The 15624-nt window shown below is 64.0% G+C and carries 18 protein-coding genes; 6 read left to right on the top strand and 12 right to left on the bottom strand.

Translation table 11 applies throughout. The features are described 5' to 3' along the window. Nucleotides 1-91: 91 nt before the first annotated feature. Nucleotides 92-841, bottom strand: a complete 750-nt coding sequence (locus B5X82_RS11935; RefSeq protein ID WP_235862671.1) for an aspartate/glutamate racemase family protein — start codon at nucleotides 839-841, stop codon at nucleotides 92-94. Nucleotides 842-1206: 365 nt separating this feature from the next. On the opposite strand from B5X82_RS11935, the gene B5X82_RS11930 reads away from it, so the two are divergent. Then, nucleotides 1207-1875, top strand: coding sequence for a GntR family transcriptional regulator (locus B5X82_RS11930; protein WP_079648375.1), 669 nt, complete (start codon nucleotides 1207-1209; stop codon nucleotides 1873-1875). A 173-nt stretch (nucleotides 1876-2048) separates the two neighbouring features. On the opposite strand, the gene B5X82_RS11925 is transcribed toward B5X82_RS11930, so the two are convergent. Genes B5X82_RS11925 through bcsS form a run of 7 tightly spaced genes read right to left on the bottom strand, consistent with a single transcriptional unit; the run spans nucleotide 2049 to nucleotide 7799 of the window. Beyond that, nucleotides 2049-3725, bottom strand: coding sequence for a sensor histidine kinase (locus B5X82_RS11925; protein WP_176152538.1), 1677 nt, complete (start codon nucleotides 3723-3725; stop codon nucleotides 2049-2051). Continuing rightward, nucleotides 3725-4030 (bottom strand): Hpt domain-containing protein, encoded by a 306-nt coding sequence (locus B5X82_RS11920; RefSeq protein ID WP_079648401.1) that lies wholly within the window; start codon nucleotides 4028-4030, stop codon nucleotides 3725-3727. The genes B5X82_RS11925 and B5X82_RS11920 overlap by 1 nt, the downstream gene beginning before the upstream one ends. Continuing rightward, a complete protein-coding gene (locus B5X82_RS11915; protein WP_079648373.1) occupies nucleotides 4017-4406 on the bottom strand; it encodes a response regulator in 390 nt (129 codons plus the stop codon). The genes B5X82_RS11920 and B5X82_RS11915 overlap by 14 nt, the downstream gene beginning before the upstream one ends. Further along, nucleotides 4403-4912: a GAF domain-containing protein gene (locus B5X82_RS11910; RefSeq protein WP_079648372.1), complete on the bottom strand. Its 510-nt coding sequence runs from the start codon at nucleotides 4910-4912 to the stop codon at nucleotides 4403-4405. The genes B5X82_RS11915 and B5X82_RS11910 overlap by 4 nt, the downstream gene beginning before the upstream one ends. A 4-nt stretch (nucleotides 4913-4916) precedes the next feature. Next, a complete protein-coding gene (locus B5X82_RS11905) occupies nucleotides 4917-6221 on the bottom strand; it encodes a PP2C family protein-serine/threonine phosphatase (RefSeq protein ID WP_176152537.1) in 1305 nt (434 codons plus the stop codon). Then, entirely contained in the window at nucleotides 6218-7114 is an 897-nt protein-coding gene (locus B5X82_RS11900) for a glycoside hydrolase family 16 protein (protein WP_176152536.1), read from the bottom strand. Before B5X82_RS11900 ends, B5X82_RS11905 begins: the two co-directional genes overlap by 4 nt. Next, nucleotides 7083-7799, bottom strand: a complete 717-nt coding sequence (bcsS, locus tag B5X82_RS11895; protein ID WP_079648369.1) for a cellulose biosynthesis protein BcsS — start codon at nucleotides 7797-7799, stop codon at nucleotides 7083-7085. Before bcsS ends, B5X82_RS11900 begins: the two co-directional genes overlap by 32 nt. 192 nt (nucleotides 7800-7991) lie before the next feature. Between bcsS and B5X82_RS11890 the strand changes: the two genes are divergently transcribed. Both B5X82_RS11890 and B5X82_RS11885 read left to right on the top strand, forming a co-directional pair. After that, entirely contained in the window at nucleotides 7992-8321 is a 330-nt protein-coding gene (locus B5X82_RS11890) for an STAS domain-containing protein (RefSeq protein ID WP_079648368.1), read from the top strand. After that, entirely contained in the window at nucleotides 8314-8736 is a 423-nt protein-coding gene (locus B5X82_RS11885; RefSeq protein ID WP_079648367.1) for an ATP-binding protein, read from the top strand. The genes B5X82_RS11890 and B5X82_RS11885 overlap by 8 nt, the downstream gene beginning before the upstream one ends. Here B5X82_RS11885 and B5X82_RS11880 read toward each other — a convergent pair. After that, nucleotides 8711-8977, bottom strand: a complete 267-nt coding sequence (locus B5X82_RS11880) for a hypothetical protein (RefSeq protein ID WP_079648366.1) — start codon at nucleotides 8975-8977, stop codon at nucleotides 8711-8713. The two genes, B5X82_RS11885 and B5X82_RS11880, sit on opposite strands and share 26 nt — an antisense overlap. Next, a complete protein-coding gene (locus tag B5X82_RS11875; protein WP_079648365.1) occupies nucleotides 8974-10779 on the bottom strand; it encodes a glycosyltransferase in 1806 nt (601 codons plus the stop codon). The genes B5X82_RS11880 and B5X82_RS11875 overlap by 4 nt, the downstream gene beginning before the upstream one ends. On the opposite strand from B5X82_RS11875, the gene B5X82_RS27300 reads away from it, so the two are divergent. Continuing rightward, a complete protein-coding gene (locus B5X82_RS27300; RefSeq protein WP_079648364.1) occupies nucleotides 10731-11132 on the top strand; it encodes a PEPxxWA-CTERM sorting domain-containing protein in 402 nt (133 codons plus the stop codon). The genes B5X82_RS11875 and B5X82_RS27300 overlap by 49 nt on opposite strands. Before the next feature lie 47 nt (nucleotides 11133-11179). On the opposite strand, the gene B5X82_RS11865 is transcribed toward B5X82_RS27300, so the two are convergent. Further along, nucleotides 11180-11734 (bottom strand): HdeD family acid-resistance protein, encoded by a 555-nt coding sequence (locus B5X82_RS11865; RefSeq protein WP_079648363.1) that lies wholly within the window; start codon nucleotides 11732-11734, stop codon nucleotides 11180-11182. 39 nt (nucleotides 11735-11773) lie between these two features. Here B5X82_RS11865 and B5X82_RS11860 point away from each other — a divergent pair, with 39 nt between their 5' ends. Continuing rightward, complete coding sequence (locus tag B5X82_RS11860; protein WP_328588184.1) at nucleotides 11774-13474, top strand: MBL fold metallo-hydrolase; 1701 nt, start codon at nucleotides 11774-11776, stop codon at nucleotides 13472-13474. Here the strand turns inward: B5X82_RS11860 and B5X82_RS11855 are convergent. Continuing rightward, nucleotides 13445-14794: an MgtC/SapB family protein gene (locus B5X82_RS11855; protein WP_079648361.1), complete on the bottom strand. Its 1350-nt coding sequence runs from the start codon at nucleotides 14792-14794 to the stop codon at nucleotides 13445-13447. The genes B5X82_RS11860 and B5X82_RS11855 overlap by 30 nt on opposite strands. A 168-nt stretch (nucleotides 14795-14962) precedes the next feature. On the opposite strand from B5X82_RS11855, the gene B5X82_RS11850 reads away from it, so the two are divergent. Beyond that, the gene (locus B5X82_RS11850) at nucleotides 14963-15622 is read left to right on the top strand and encodes a cytochrome b/b6 domain-containing protein (RefSeq protein ID WP_079648360.1); all 660 of its coding nucleotides are present in this window, start codon (nucleotides 14963-14965) and stop codon (nucleotides 15620-15622) included. Nucleotides 15623-15624: the final 2 nt, after the last annotated feature.

The raw sequence follows: 15624 nt of genomic DNA, 5'->3' as shown, positions 1-15624 counted from the left end.
GCTCTTCCGTTAGCCAGTACAGGTCGCTCATTCTCAGTCTCCTTGCGGAGCCTGAATCAGATCGCGCCTCTCACATCAATGGGTCCTGACCCTAGAGACCTCCTTGAATGATCGCCGCGTCGCACCCGACTTCGGGAGCGGGGAAGGCCTGCTTGCTGTGCGACAGGCCGAGTTGCACGAGCAGTTCGGCCTGTTTGTAGGCAATCAGGCCGGGGTTGATCACTGGAATGGGCAGGTTGTCGGCCAGCCATCTGGCGGACTGGTGCATCGTCGTGGAACCCAGGACGATGACATCCGCGCCATCTTCCTTCATCGCGGCTTCGGCTTGCGCCTTGAGCTTGGCGAAGACGACCTCTTCCTTGCCCTCGAGCAATTCCCGAACGTCGGGACGGGTCTTGATCGAGCGAAGCGAGGCGCATCGCGGCCAATAGCCATATTCGGTCAGCGTCTTTTCATAGAGGGGGAACCATTCGTCCCACATCGTCAGGATGGTGAACTTCTTGCCCAGCATCATCGCCATGTGGAACGCCGCCTCGCCCGGCCCGACGACAGGAATGTTCAGTCGTGACCGCAGGGCGCGCAGGCCGGAATCGCTGACGGTGTCGATGACGACGGCGCTATAGCCCTCCTCTTCCGCCCGGACGCCGGCCTGGAACACCGTCCAGTCCATCAGCAGCATGTCATGATAGCTGTCGCCCAGCGCCGCACCCCATGTGACGGCGACATATTCGGGTCGGAACCCCGGCGCGATCAATTCCGGCGGTAGCTGAGATGCCCGATTGGCAACCCCGGCCGCATCCATCGGAATGGGGACGATCACCTTGACACGCTTGTCGCTCACAACCGCTCCCTATTTTGTATCCAAGGAAGCTACTGTGCACAAAATTGCATGTCAACATATCAGCGGAAATCGGAAAGCCATTTCATCGGGCTCTTGATTTTGCCAGAAAATGGTGATTTTCCTGTCTATTATGTAGATATTTCGCACTCAATGACGGAATGAATGGGGGATCGCGGTGTGATTAATGTGCACAAAATCCCACGCGTCTCGAGGGGAATGGCCATTCTCCCCGGTACGACGACCGGCCCCCGACCGCGACCGCCAGGCGTCAAGCCACGCTGTCCGAACGAAAGGTTGGAAAAGCATAAGCGGGGTTGTTAAGGGCTGCGCGCTCGATCGGCGAGTTGAGTCCTCCGGGAGAAGACATGTCCAAGGCATCCGAGCAGGCCTATGCGGCGATCCGACGGGGAATTCTGTCGGGACATTTTCCAGCCGGACAGTTCGTGCCCGAGGATGAGTTCGCCCAATATTGCGGCATGTCCCGAACCCCCGTGCGGGAGGCGATCGCTCAGCTTGTTGCGGAAATGCTGCTGCAGCGGTCCGATACCAATCGCGTCTTCGTCCCGATCTGGTCGGACGACGACGACGAGGAACTGTTCACGCTGCGTGCCTATCTGGAGAGCCATTGCGCGCAGCGCGCCGCTCGATTCGTCACTGAGGAGCAAATCGCCGAGCTCAAAGAACATTACGAGTTCATCGAGCGCGCGATCAACCGCCCATCCGGTGCCAGCGTGACGGATTTCGTCGAAGGCAATCGGCGCTTCCACCGTGTCTTGATGAGTGCCGCTCAGTCCGAGCGCCTGAACCAGCTGATGCGCCTCATCGTCAGCCAGATCGTGATACACCGCACCGCCGAGCGTTATACCGCGCTGGACATGGTTCGCAGCCAGGGCGACCATCGCGACCTGATCACCGCACTGGAAATGCGGGACGCCGAATGGGCGGGATCGATCGTCCACAACCACATACGCCGGGCGGCGAGCGCCTATCGCCAGTATCGCGACAAACATTCCGGGCTGATCGACAGGGCTTAGACATCCGCCATGGTCTCGCAGCCGACAGGGGTAAAGTCGGACAGTCTCGATTGTCCGGGGGCAGGGGCAGCATGGCGGCTGGCGCGATGGACGGACTGCGGCCCCACCCGGACGCAAGCCGAATGATCATGGATATTTGGTAGGGGCGGCCCTGCACCGCCCGCCCCCGACACTCAGACTTCTGCCAACTGCTCGGCGTTCGACCTATCTGGGGTCGATAGTGGCAGGGTGAACCAGAAGTTTGTGTCCCCTGGGCGGCTGTCGAAGCTCAACTCGCCGCCATGGCCCTCGACGATGGCCTTGGCGATGTTCAGGCCGAGGCCGCTGCCGCCCAGCTTGGTCGAATCGCTGCTTCGCGCCTGCGAGAATTTCTCGAAGATCTCGGAACGGAAATGCTCGGGAATGCCGGGGCCGCTATCGTGGACGACGATGCGCGCCGTTTCGTTCCCCTTCTCGACGGATATCACCACGATCCCGCCTTCGGGTGAGAATTTGGCGGCGTTGGAGACGAGATTGGCCATTACCTGCTGTATGCGGGGGGCGTCCGCCTTCACCTGAACGGCCGACGCGGGCAGGCCTACCGCTATTCCGACACCGCGCGCTTCGGCATAGGCGCGGTTCATCTCCGCGGCCTCGGCAACGATCGTGTTGAGGTCGACGACCGCGAAATCGAACGTCATCTTTCCCGACTCGATCTTGTCGAGATCGAGCAGGTCGCTGACGAGCTTGAGGAGATTCTCGGCGTTGCGGTCGGCGATCGTCGCCAGCCGCGCGACCCGATCCGTAAGATCGGCCTTCAATGGGCCCACCATCAGGCGGAGCGAAGCGCGGATCGAGGTCAAAGGCGTACGGAGCTCGTGGCTTACATTGGATACGAAGGCCGCCTTCATGTTCTCCGCGCGGCGGCGTGCGGAGATATCGGTGAAGGTCACGACGTAGCTGCCATTGGGCGCCTGACTGCCGCGCACCTCCATGAAGCGTCCGTCGTCGTGGTCGACGACCTTGAACAGCGGCGCTCCCGCCCGTGCCGCCGCCACGATCTGGGGATCCAGTCCGGCGTCGGCCGCTGCGCCCGGAGAAGGTGTCAGAAAGGATTCGAGCTTGGCGTTTTTTTCCACCACCCGGCCCTCCGAATCGAGCAGCGCCACGCCATGGTCCAGATTTTCGAGCGTCGCCCGCAGATAATCGGTCTGCCGCCTGGCCTTCAGCTCGGCCAGCCCACGAAAATGGAGTTCCCGTCGCAGCAGGAAGCCCGCGATCCCCACAACGGTCAGGGCTCCCGCCAACGCACCGTAGATCGTCAGCCGCTCGATACGCTCATTGGCGGCGCGGAGTGTTTCGCGCCGAGCCAGTTCGCGATGTTCCTCCTCTTCCAGTCCCGCGAGCTGGACCCTGATATCGTCCATCAACTGCTTTCCACGACCACTTCTTATCGTGCTCGCGGCCGCCTCGAACCCGCGCTCCCGTCGCAGGATGACGGTGTCGGCGATGAAGGCCAGCTTCTCCCGGATGAGCGTCGTCAACGCATCGGCGCGCTTTGGATCGATATGGGCGAGAATGACGATTGCCGAACGGAACTGATCCAGAGCCTTGCGATACGGCTCAAGGAAGCTTTCGTCCCCCGTGATGACATACCCCCGCTGGCCGACCTCCGCTTCGAGAAGCGCCGCCATCAATGCGTCGAGTCTGCTGATCCGGTCATGGCTGGCCGCTACCGCCTGGCGCGAGGCGGCGGCCGAGGACAGTGTCTCGCGGACCGTGATCATCAGGAGCAGTCCGAGGATCACGAAGCTGATGCTCGCTCCCATGACGAGCCGCTTGATTGCAGCCGGAGTCCGTGCCTGACGCATCAGGCCTCGCTTTCCACCAGGCTTGTCATTGCAGCGTCGAGCGCATCGAACAGCCGCGCGGCTTCGCTCCCTTCGATCGCATCCTCGGCACATAGCGCTTCCAGCCGGCCCGCCAGTTCGCTGATCCTGGTAAAGCCGAAGGTGCCGCCGCGGCCCGCCAGGCGATGGAGGATCGCGCCGAGCTCGTCTTTGTCGAGCGCGGCGGTCCGGTGACGCCGGAGTGCGGCACGATCATCCGCCAGTTCGGCCACGAACTTCGCGCGCAGGACGGCCATTCTCGCCGCGATGCGATCATCCGCCATCATGTGCCTTCCAGATCGCGATGATGTCGTCGGCTATGGTGATAGGATCGAACGGCTTGCCGAGCACGCCTGCGGCACCCAATGACATCAGCCGATCGACCTCGTCGCGCTGCAGCTTCGCTGTGAAGAAGACGATGGGAACCTGCCCGGCGGCCTCGATCCTGCGGATCTCCGCCAGGGTGGCCGGACCGTCCAGCCCCGGCATCATGACGTCGAGGATCACCAGGTCGGGCCGGTTCGCCGCGACCGCCGCGACGGCGGCCTGCCCGTTGGCGACGGTGCTGACCTCGAAGCCTCCGGCGAGTTCGAGCGAAAGCTGGAGAAGCTCGCGGATATCGTCGTCGTCGTCGGCATAGACGATCCGGATCGGCGGGGTCACGAGGTCATGTCCTTTTCGATATGTTCGACCGCCTTCCCGGCAAGCCGGACGAGCGCGGAAAGCTGTTCCGGCGTCGCCTCCCTGGGTTTGGTGTCGATCACGCACAAGGTGCCGAGCGCCGGCCCTCCGCGCGGGATAAGCGGCGCCCCGGCATAGAAACGGATATGCGGCGGTCCGACCACCAGCGGATTGCCGGCGAAACGCCGGTCGAGCGTGGCATCCGGCACGATTAGCGGCACCGTGGCGTGAAGCGCATGCGCACAAAAGGCGACGTCGCGGCCGGTGTGTGAAGCGTCCAGACCAACGCGGGCAAGAAACCTCTGCACCTGTTCCTCGACGATGGAAATGAGCGCGATCGGCGCGGAGAACAGAGCCGACGCCTCCGCCACGATCGCGTCGAGCGCGGGGGAGGGGACCGCATAATTGAAGCCACAGGCCTTGATGATCTCAAGGCGCGCCGCTTCGTCGACAGGGTGTTCGGCGGTTTCGAAACGGTGCAGCGGCATGGGATCACCGTTCTCCATTCAGGCGCGTGCATTCGATGGCCAGCAACGAAAGATCGTCCTCGAACCCGCGCGCGCCCCGATAGTTGGAGACCAGATGCCGCTCCAGCGAAGCGACGAACTCTCCGAGCGGTTTGTGGCCGTTGGCCACGGCCAGCGCTTGAAGCCCAGCCTGGCCGAGATGCTGACCGCTCTGGTCGGCACAATCCGGGATACCGTCGGAATAGAGCAGGAGCCGCCGTCCGCCAGAAAGATCGACCCGGTTCACGGGATGGGAGATCGAGGGCAGCAGACCGATCGGAGGGCCGCCATCGTCCAACTCGATCGCAGCGTCGCCGTCCAATATCAGTGGGAAAGGATGCCCCGCCCTTAGCAGCCAGGCCGACTGGTCCCTGCAATCGAGGATGCCGCACACCATCGTGAAATAGCTGTCGCCCCCGTCGCGCACGGCGAGTTCATTGAGCTGGAGCGCCGCTGCGGTCAGTTCCTCTGGCGTGGCGGGCGCCAGAGCGCTGAGCTGATGATGGATCAGGAAGGAACGCAGCGCCGCCTGCACACCATGGCCGCAGACGTCGACCAGGAAAAACAGATATTTATCTTCACCCAGCGCGACGACGTTATAGCTATCCCCACCCAGGTCATAGCAGGGCAGGAACATCGCCGCGTGTCGGAAATCTCCCGACAGATTGGGCTGCGGCAGGATTCCCCGCTGGACCTCGGCCGCAGCATCGAGGTCCTTCTTGATGCGGTCATAGGCCTCGCGGGTGCGTGCGTGCGCCGCAGCAAGATGGTGGTTGCGGCGCCGCAGCCGCCGCTCCAGCGAGACGATGCGGCGCGCCGAGCCCAAACCCAGCTCCAGCTGGGTCTGGTCGATCGGCTTGTAGAGGAAAGCATCCACCTCCACCGCCAGCGCCTCCTGGACAGTGCGTTGGGCCGCCCGCGTCGTCATCATGATGATGTGCATATAATTGCTCGGCGGATATGTGCGCAGGTGGCGTACCAGATTGATCCCGTCGAGATTGGGCATCTGCCAGTCGGTGATCAGCACGTCGAAGCTGCTGTCCTCGATCGCCGCCAGCGCCAGCCGGCCGTCCGCAACGCAATGGACCTCGCATCCGGCTTCGGCCAGCTGAAGCGTCATCATCTCCGACAGCAGTTCGTCGTCATCGGCGATGAGAATCCTCAGCGGCGTATCCAGCGTCACCGCCCGCGGCCGGTCCAGATTGGGTACATCAGCATCCATATCGCAATCAGATGTCCTTCCGCCGATGAGCCCGAGACGCTGCTCCGCCGCGGACGACCTGCCCGTCACTTCCCATACACCCGAACATAATCGATTTGCATGCTGGCGGGCAGGCGCCCTGCATCCACCGGTCCGCCCCAATGACCGCCGATCGCCAGATTGAGGATCAGATACATCGGGCGATCGAACCATCGGTCAAGCCGTTCCCGCCGCATGGCGAATCCGATCCTGCCATCGACTCCCATGACGATCATCGAACCGGTCCAGAGAAGCTGATAGGTGTGGAAGGCGGTGCAGGCATCCGGTACCATGGATGTCGCGGTGGGGTGGTTGCCGATCCGGAAATTGCGGGTGGCCGTTTGCAACGAATGATGCACCTTCCCCGGATCCGCACCGACATGTTCGAAGATGTCGATCTCCCCGCCTTCCCAGCGGCTGGACTCATATTCGGGGAGCAGCCAGGCCGCCGGCCAGGTGCCGGCAACGCAAGGTAGCCGCGCCCTGATTTCGAAATATCCCTCGCGCCAGCGGGCGCGACCGCGGGAGACGAGCCGGCCGGAGGTGAAGGACTGGCCGCCCCAGTCTCGATAATCGGCCCGATTCAGCCGCTCGGCATGCGCCTCGATGACGAGCATGCCGGCATCGATGCGAATGTTGCGAGCGCGCCGCCCATAATATTGCAGCTCGTCATTATACCAGCCTTGCCGGTTGCGGTGCTCGTCATAGGCCCATTTCGCAGGGTCGGGCTGTGGGCCTTCGTCGAACTCGTCCCTCCACACCAGCGAATAGCCTGGCGGCACCGAGAGAGCGGCCGGAATCACCGCCGGCTCCGTCGGCCGCGGCTGCGAGATGCAGGCGCTGAGCACCCCGAGCATCGGCAAGAGCGGCGCCCGTCTCGCGGCATACCGGGCAGCCCCGCGCGTGCCTCGGCTAGAAAACCCTGCTGAACCCGACCGAGACATATGGCTTCGCGTCACGGCCCGCCTGCTCGCTTGCCCCCGCCGAAAGCTGGGCCTCCCACGGGCCGGACAGGCGAAAGGCCACATGGCCGCCCAGGCTGCCGCGCTTGTAGGTCGGATCGCCCTGATAGATGCCTTCGAGGCCGATCCGCACCTGGCGAGACGAATCGACCAGGCGGGTGAACCGGAGCTGCGCCAGATAGCTCTCGTTCCGCACGCCCCAACTGCCGAACCAGCCGAGGCGCCATTGATTGCCCAACGCGCCGTCGGTCTGGATACCGGCATCGAGACGGGTTCCGCGCAGCTTGTTGCCGGGATCTACCGGGCTCAGGTGCGTGTCGACCACACGCGGCCCTGCCGCGAAATTGGCCCAGCCCCATTCGCCGGAGAATTGATAGACCAGCGCGAGCTCCGCGCCGAGATAACGCGCCTTGATCCGTTGTGCCGCCTGGTAGCGATAGGTGCCGCCGTTGATCCCTGCCCGGATGCCGAAGCCGTGGCCCAGCGAATTGCCCGGAAGCGCGATCATGCCGCCGGCATATCCGCCGGCGCCGTCCCCGACGCTGCCGCCGGCGTAGATGACCCCGCTGTCCTGGGCGGCGACGGACGAAGCCGAGCCCAGCGCGACGAGCGCGACCAGCGCAGCCAGCGGCTTCGGACGATTTCTTGACCCCTGCTTGATTGTCATGCGTTTCCCATTTTCGCAGCGCCGCTCCGCGGCATTCGATGCCAGTCCCTATTGCAAGAGAGAATAGCCAAAAACATCCGCTTCGAGATTTTCTGCAAAAGCGCTCGACGATAGAATAGGTTGCGTGGCTCGGCGGCTATCGCGCAGCGCGGGCGGGGGACGCCGGATCGTCATCATTCCAGGAGGTAAGCGTTGACCGAAATCGACACCGACGGGGACATCACGGTCGTGACGGTGGACCGCGATCGTTTCGATGCCGTGGCCGCGCCGGGCCTCAAGGCCGACTTCCAGCAGCTTGGACCCGTCCGCAAGCTGGTGCTCGACTTGAGCCGGGTGTCCTTCATGGACAGCACGGGCTTAGGCGCGCTCGTTTCCCTGTTGAAGATGCTCGGCGGCAACGGCGCGATGGCGGTGGCCGGCGTCCAGCCGCCCGTCCGCAAGCTGTTCGAGATGACCCGCCTCGATTCGCTGTTCCGCCTCACCCCGAACGTCGAAGAGGCCAAAGCCTTCCTCAATGGCTGAGAGCCACCATGCGAGCCGCAATGCCCGGCTCGAGGAGGTCCGGGCCCTCGCGGCGTTCATGGTCTCCCGCTGCGAGGCGGCGGGGCTTTCCGCGGATATTATCGCGGAACTGGAACTTGCGCTGGTGGAAGCCGCGAACAACATCGTGATCCACGGCTATGAGGGCCGCGAGGACGGTGACATCGGGCTGACGGTCCGCATCGATGCGGAGCGGGTCGAGCTCGAACTCACCGACCGGGGGCTGCCCGTCGCCGCCGACGCCCTGCAACCACGACCGGTGGCGCCGGACGCCGAAAGCGGGCGCGGCATGGCCATCATCCACGCCTGTGTCGATCATGTGGGTTATCACCGCGCGAATGGCATCAACCACCTCGTCCTGATCAAGAGGATCAATCCGTCGGCCGACGGCGGTTGATGTCGGGACAGGGCCTCCGTCCACTAGGGACGTCACCGCATCTTTCCCTCTTCGGGTCCGCCGCCAGGACGTCGGGCGAGGCATGGCGGAGCGGAACCATCTGGTTGCGCGGCTGCGGCTTGTGCGCCTCGCGTTGCAGCGCGCTGTCCTCGATCCGCACGATGACGCTGCTCGCGACGAGCAATATGGCGACGGTGATGAGGTGGCTGCGGCCTTTGCGCAGATTGTCACGCCAGCTCATGCTTCCTCCGGTTTCCAGAACGCCGCCTTCACCATGATCGACATGGCCAGGATATTGTTCAGGCCCCACAGCCCGTTCGCGATCAGCCCGCCCGCGGAGAAATTGCCCACGCCCAGCCAATAACAACCGGCGGCCCAGCCGAAGCCCAGGAGCGTGGCGATCATGATGCCAAGCTGCGGCCAGACCAGGTTGAGGTAATTCCCTTCTTGTCGTTCCTTGGGCGTGACCGGAAACTTGATCTTCTGGCGTCGTATCACTGCCCAGATCGCCCGTAACCCGATCGGGAAGGATGCGAGATAGCTGACCTTACCCTTGTAGCCCGACAATCCCCATGTGCCTGCCAGGAAAGCCAGCTCATTGGCCACCAGGAACGGCAGCGCATGTGCGAAGAAGTCGCCCGTATAGGCGTCGACCGGGGGAATGCCGGTCAGAAGATAGATGATGGGCGCGCACAGGAACATCACGTTCCACAACGCGCCCAGATAGGACCAGAATGTGTTCAGGTACATCAGCCGCTGGCCGAGCGACAGACCCGGTGCGGTGACGGGATTGTCGTGGAAGAAGATGTCGAGGCTTCCGCCCGCATATTTGAAGCGCTGGATCGTCCATGTCAGCAGGTCCTGCGGCGAGAGCATCTTCGATTCCACCGACGGATGGAGCACCGACTTCCAGCGCCGTTCCCGATCCTGGTGGAGGACTATCGAGCTGTAGATGTCTTCCGACACATGGAATTTATAAGGTGTCAGTTCCTGCTCCTGAGCCGCCTGCCACCGCGCGAGGGCCTCCGCTTCGGGATCCTTTCGCGGCCGGATCAGCCGCAGGAGGCGGGACTTGTCCTCCCGGGTGGCCTTGTCGATCGCCGCCGCGAAGGCGCGCAGCGCCACGAACATCACCGCCTCGCGCCGATGGATCGAGGCGGCCCCGCAGCAGAATGCGGCATTATAGACGTTCCGCCGCCGCTGGATGATGTCGTAGAACATGGCGGGATCGTTGACGAACGGATCCTCGCCGATGCGAATCTCGCCAAAGATGGTTTCGACGGCGGCGCCCATCCAGCGCCCTGGGCGGCCGGCGCGCTGTCCCAGCCAGTTGGTCAGCGTGATGCCTTCCGGGATGTCGTAGAACCATTGGGGCGTCTGGACGAAGGCGACGTCTGAGTCGCGGAAATAGCCCAGCGTATGTTCGAGGATAGTCGGGAAAACGCGCGTATCGGCATCGCAGATCATGATGAAGTCGCCATGGGTCTGCTCCATCGCGTTGCGGAGATTGCCCGCCTTGAAGCCGACATTGTTGTCGCGCGTGATGTAGTTGACGCCTTCCTCCTTCGCGACGCGGCGCATCGTCTCCCGTCGGCCGTCGTCCAGGACGTGCACCTGGACGTTTATCGGATGGGGATAGCTGACGGCCTTGGCATCGCGGATGCTGAGCCGGACCAATTCCTCTTCCTCATTATAGGTCGCGATGAAGATGTCGACCGCGACCGGGCGATCCTCGGCCGGGGGTTCGGCAAGGCATTGGCCGATGCGTTCGGGCGGCGGCCGGCGCGGATAGTCGCGCGTCGTCCACAGGTTGAGCGTGAAAAGGATCAACCCGAAATAGGCGCAGCTCTCGGCGATCACGAGCGGCAGCGCGAACCAAGCCGCATCCCAGTTGAGCGAGTCCGTCCACCGCCAGCCGATATACCATGCACCCAGTATAAGGCTGGTGATCGCCAACAGCTGCCATATCCGCTCTCCGATCACCGATCGGCGCAATGGCTCCGGCGGCCGACGATGCTCGAATTGCTGAAAATAGAAGTTCATCAACTGCCTCAAAGCTTTGGAAGATGATCAGTTGCAGAGAATGCGCGGGGTCGACGCCAGTTCACCTATCGAAACCGCTGAGGTCAACCGCTGTCCGCCACGTTTTTATGGGCGTGATCGACGGCGGGATGCGAACGAAGTCGCGCTGGCCGTTGAGCTCAGGACGCGGTCTCCTGCAGAAGCGTCGGTATCGTCGTCGGCCACGTGCGCGGCATATCGAACCGCCGGTGTCGATGGCGCCGGAGCCCGCGACATGGCTGATGATGATGAGTGTGGGCTTCGGCGCGATCGGGGCCATGCTGCGCCGGCGTCGGCTCATGGAACGAGACGGGCGGCTTCTACACGGGAGGTGAGCGAGGCGAGAGGCGGAGCGTCAATCGTCGGGTGGGACGGCGGTCGATCAGCGTTCGCCCGTGCCGCGTATCGCCCAGCCGATGTTGGCGAGTGCTGCGCCCTCGACGACGAGATCGAGCGCGATGACGAAGGCAAGCGGCCACAGGGACATCTCCGGCAGGCCGGCTTCGATCACGGCGGCGACGCCCAGCGTAGTGAACCCTGACAGGGCTTCCCAGCCGCGCAACCGGGAGTTGAGCCGTGCAGCCGTGACGAGCCGGCTGATCCCGGCCGTCGCGAGCGAGCCGACCAGGAGCAGTTCGATCCACTTCATCTCGACAAGCGGCTGAAAGAGAATCGCCAACGCCGCCCCGACATAGAGGAGCGCGCCGGCAAGGGTGAAGAGGGGCCATCCGCGCCGGTGCGCGGCCAGCGCATGGCTGATCTGGAGCAGCCCTGCCGCCAGCATCGCGATACTGATCTCGAATGTCGTCAGCCGATCGATCAGCACCAACGCAACGCAGCCGCCGATGCCGAGGATCAGGAGCGCGCTTCCCGTCGACACCGATCGCCGGCCCAGGACGGCCTGGTCCGGGTTCGTACCGGCGGTGGTCTTGGGCATGCTCGTCTCTCCGCTGCGAGTGAGTAGTTTCGGTAGCCGGTGGCGATTCCGCCATTGGTGAATCTACGCACGCCCGGAGACCTTGGGACAATCACCTATTCGAGCTCAGCTTCCGATCGGGCACGACGGAGGATGAAGGAGACGCAGATGCCCGTCGATATCCAGTTCCATGGCGCAGCCCAGACGGTGACGGGCTCGTGCACCGAACTCGTCGTCGGCGGTACCCGTCTGCTGGTCGATTGCGGTCTGTTCCAGGGCCCGCGAAGTCTCGAGCATCTCAACCATGCGCCTTTCGGCTTCGATGTTCATGCGATCGATGCGGTTCTTCTCACCCATGCCCATATCGATCATAGCGGTTTGCTGCCGCGTCTGGCTGCAGAGGGTTATCGCGGACCGATCTGGATGACCGGGCCGACGCGTGATCTCATCGCTTATCTGCTCGCGGATGCCGCTCGCATCCAGGTCAGCGACGCGCGCCATCACAATCTGCGGCGCGACCGCGCCGATGGACGCCGGCATGAGCCGCTCTACACGCCCATCGACGCCGAGCGGGCGGTCGATCTCGCTCGCACTGCCGAGCTCGGTCGATGGTTCGAGCCTTGCGCCCACGTCAGGGCACGTTTCTGGGATGCCGGTCATATACTCGGCGCGGTGTCGATCGAGATCGAGGCCGGCGGCGTCTCGCTATTCTTCTCGGGCGACCTGGGCGGCAAGGTCGCCTCGCTGGAGGCGGCGCCTACCGGGCCTGCCGGGATCGACCATCTCATCTGCGAATCCACCTATGGCGATCGGACCCGGGCGGCGATCGACCTCGTCGAGCGTCGCCATGCGCTGAAGATCGAGATCGACGAGGCGATGCAGGCAGGCGGCAATCTCGTCATTCCGGTGTTCGCAGTCGAGAGAACCCAGGAACTGCTGCTCGACATGGCAACCCTGTTCGACAGTGGCGAACTCGAACCCCGTGCCGTCTTCATTGATTCGCCGCTGGCGACGCGGATCACTTCGGTATTCGCCGACAGTGCGATTGATGGAACGAACGACGGCAAGGTCTTCGCCCACAGCGCCTTTCATTTCACCGAGACAAGCGCGGAGTCGATCAGGCTCAATGCGCTGTCCGGGGCGATCATTCTCGCGGGCTCGGGAATGTGCGAAGGCGGACGCGTGCGACACCACCTGATCCACAATCTCGCGCGACCGGACTCGACGATCCTGTTCGTCGGCTACCAGGCGCGGGGGACGCTCGGCCGCCTGATTTCCGAAGGTACCGACAGGGTCCGGATTTCAGGGCACGACGTCGCGGTCCGGGCGCAGATTCGTTCCATCGACACTTATTCTGCCCATGCCGACCGCGATGATCTGCTCGCCTGGATAGAGGCTCGCCGGCCCATTCGCGGCAGCCTGTTCCTCAACCATGGCGAAGCCGATGCCGTTGCGTCGCTCGCCCGGGCCTGCTCCGGCAAGGGCGATATCCGCTGCCCGTCGATCGGCGAGCGCTTCCGGTTGAGCGCAGGTGCGCCCGCCAAGCGGACCAAAACGGGCGATCCGATGCTGCATGCGGCGATCGAGCGCGACTGGCAGAACGACTATGCCGACTTCTCGCTTCGGCTGAAGGGCGAGTTGGAGGCCATCGCGAATCCGGCTGAGCGCCGCCACGCCATCGCCGAGATGCGCGGAGTGCTCAGGTCGCACCAGCGGCTGGCTGGACAGGCTTCACATCAACGCCACAAGCGCCGCGCCTGAAAGCGCCGCCGATCCGCACAGCCACAGGGCAGTGCCGAGGCCCGCACGACCGGGCGCGAGGCTTATGGTGAGCACCGCCTTCGCGACCATGTTCAGAAGCACCGGCATGGCGAGGGCGGTGGCCGCGGTCGTCGGCGTGATACTGCCGATGGGCAATCCCGCGATCGTGAAAACCGCTGCGTCGACGTCGAACAGCCCGACCAAGGCCAGCACGATTCCGAGCGTCAGATCGCCGAACCGGTCCAGGATCCAATGGCCGATCAGCGATGCCGCCGCGACCACCGCGGCCAGTCCCAGTGCTGCACCGAGGTCCAGCGGATTGCCGATCGGGATCGAGGTCTCGACGTCCGGCGCCACCGCCATATCGGTCCGCCGCGCGCCCAGCAGGGCCCCGAACAGCGATGCGCCGAGCGCTGGCGCCAGAAGCAGCGCCAGATGTGCGATGATGGCGGGGAGAAAAATCGCCACGATCGCCAGGATGCGGGCGAGCATGACGATATTGGCGGCCAAGATCCCCCGGCCGAACAACGACGATCCCGGCGTGGCGTCCAGACGACGTGCCAGGGTCGCGGTGGCGACGGTGGAGGAGACGATGGCCGCGGCAAGTGCCGTCACGACGACGCCACGCCGCCCGGCCGCGCGAGCGTGAAACAGATAGCCGAGGAACGACAGGCCCGAGACCAGGACGACGATCCACCAGAGCTTGTGCGGATTCCAGGCGTCGAAAGGCCCCATCGCCATGTCGGGCGCGAGCGGCAGCAGAACGAAAGCGATTACGGCGAAGCGGGCCCCGGCCCGCAGCTCGGGCTCGCGCAATCCGCGCAACCATCGATGCAGCGGCTCGCGCGATGCCAGGATGATCGTCGCGATCGCGGCGCCGGCAATCGAGATGGTGGGGGCGCCGCCAGTGGCGATCGCGCCAAGCGCAAGGGTGAGGACGCCGGCGACAGTCGCGGTGATGCTGTTCCGGTCGGATCGGGCGGAGTGCCGCACATATCCGGCGAGGAGGCTCAAGCCGAAAATGCCGAGCAGGGTTGCTGCGAGCGGGATCGGCAACAGCGCTGCTGCGCCGCCCCCCAGCCCCAGCAGGGTGAAGGTCCGGACACCGGCGACGCGCGTCCCCTGAGCTCCCTCGCGGAGCGTCCAGCCACGCTCCAGACCGATCAATAGTCCCGCCGCACCTGCATAGCCGAGATTGATGAGAGCGGGTGGAACGATGGCGGTTGACAGGTGACCCTCCCGGAACGGTGTGACCCTCGGGCTGTCACCCAAGGGCCGATCTTCCGATATCCGTGAATCCCACAAGGACCGATAGGTCATGCGCTGGCGCTCGCTCCCTGGAAGCTCGCCCGCGACAGGGCATCTCGCGCGGCGCGTCTTGAACGTCGACCCGTAAGCAGATGCTTAAAGGCCGGGACGTAAGCAGTTCGCCGATAGTATCAGCGCGTTCATCGGCATTTCTTCCTTCGATCAACGGAGGAATGCTCGATGACCAACCGGCCGCCCCTCAATTCCCTGGAAGCCACTGCCGGAGATGATCGGCACCCTCGGCGCTGGGATCCGGTGGTCAAAACCACCCACTGGTCAATCGTCGCCGCGGTTCTCGTGAACGCGCTTGTCACGGAAGAGGGATCGGGGGCTCATATCTGGGTGGGCTATGCGCTCTCCGCCGTGCTCGCGCTGCGACTGTTGTGGGGATTCATCGGGCCGCCGGAGGCTCGCTTCTCGGCCTTCCTTCCCAGCCTGCGTCACGCCTTCCGCCATGTACGCAATATCCGCGCGGGCAGAAAGGAAATCCATGTTTCGCATAACCCGCTGGGTGCGCTGATGGTCTACGTGGTATGGAGCACGCTGGGCGTCATTATCGCGAGTGGTATCGCCATGGCGGGACCGCCTCCGATTGCAAGCCTGGGCCAGCCAGGAACGCCGCCCGCGGCAGTCGAACGATCCGATGCCTCAAGCGACCATGGCGACGAGGATGAAGAACACAAGGACCGGCAAGGTGAGGATGGTCTTTGGAGCGAGGTCCACGAAATCGCAGTGAATATCCTGTATGTCCTGATCCTCCTTCACATAGCGGGTGTTATGTTCGAAACGCGGCGGAGCGGCCGGGAAATCCTGTTGGCGATGTTGCCTTCGCGCAGCTAAGC

This window comes from Rhizorhabdus histidinilytica (assembly GCF_900167915.1).
GTDB lineage: Bacteria > Pseudomonadota > Alphaproteobacteria > Sphingomonadales > Sphingomonadaceae > Rhizorhabdus > Rhizorhabdus histidinilytica.
Note: the sequence above shows the minus strand (reverse complement) of the source record. Positions and strands in the feature narration are given on the sequence as shown.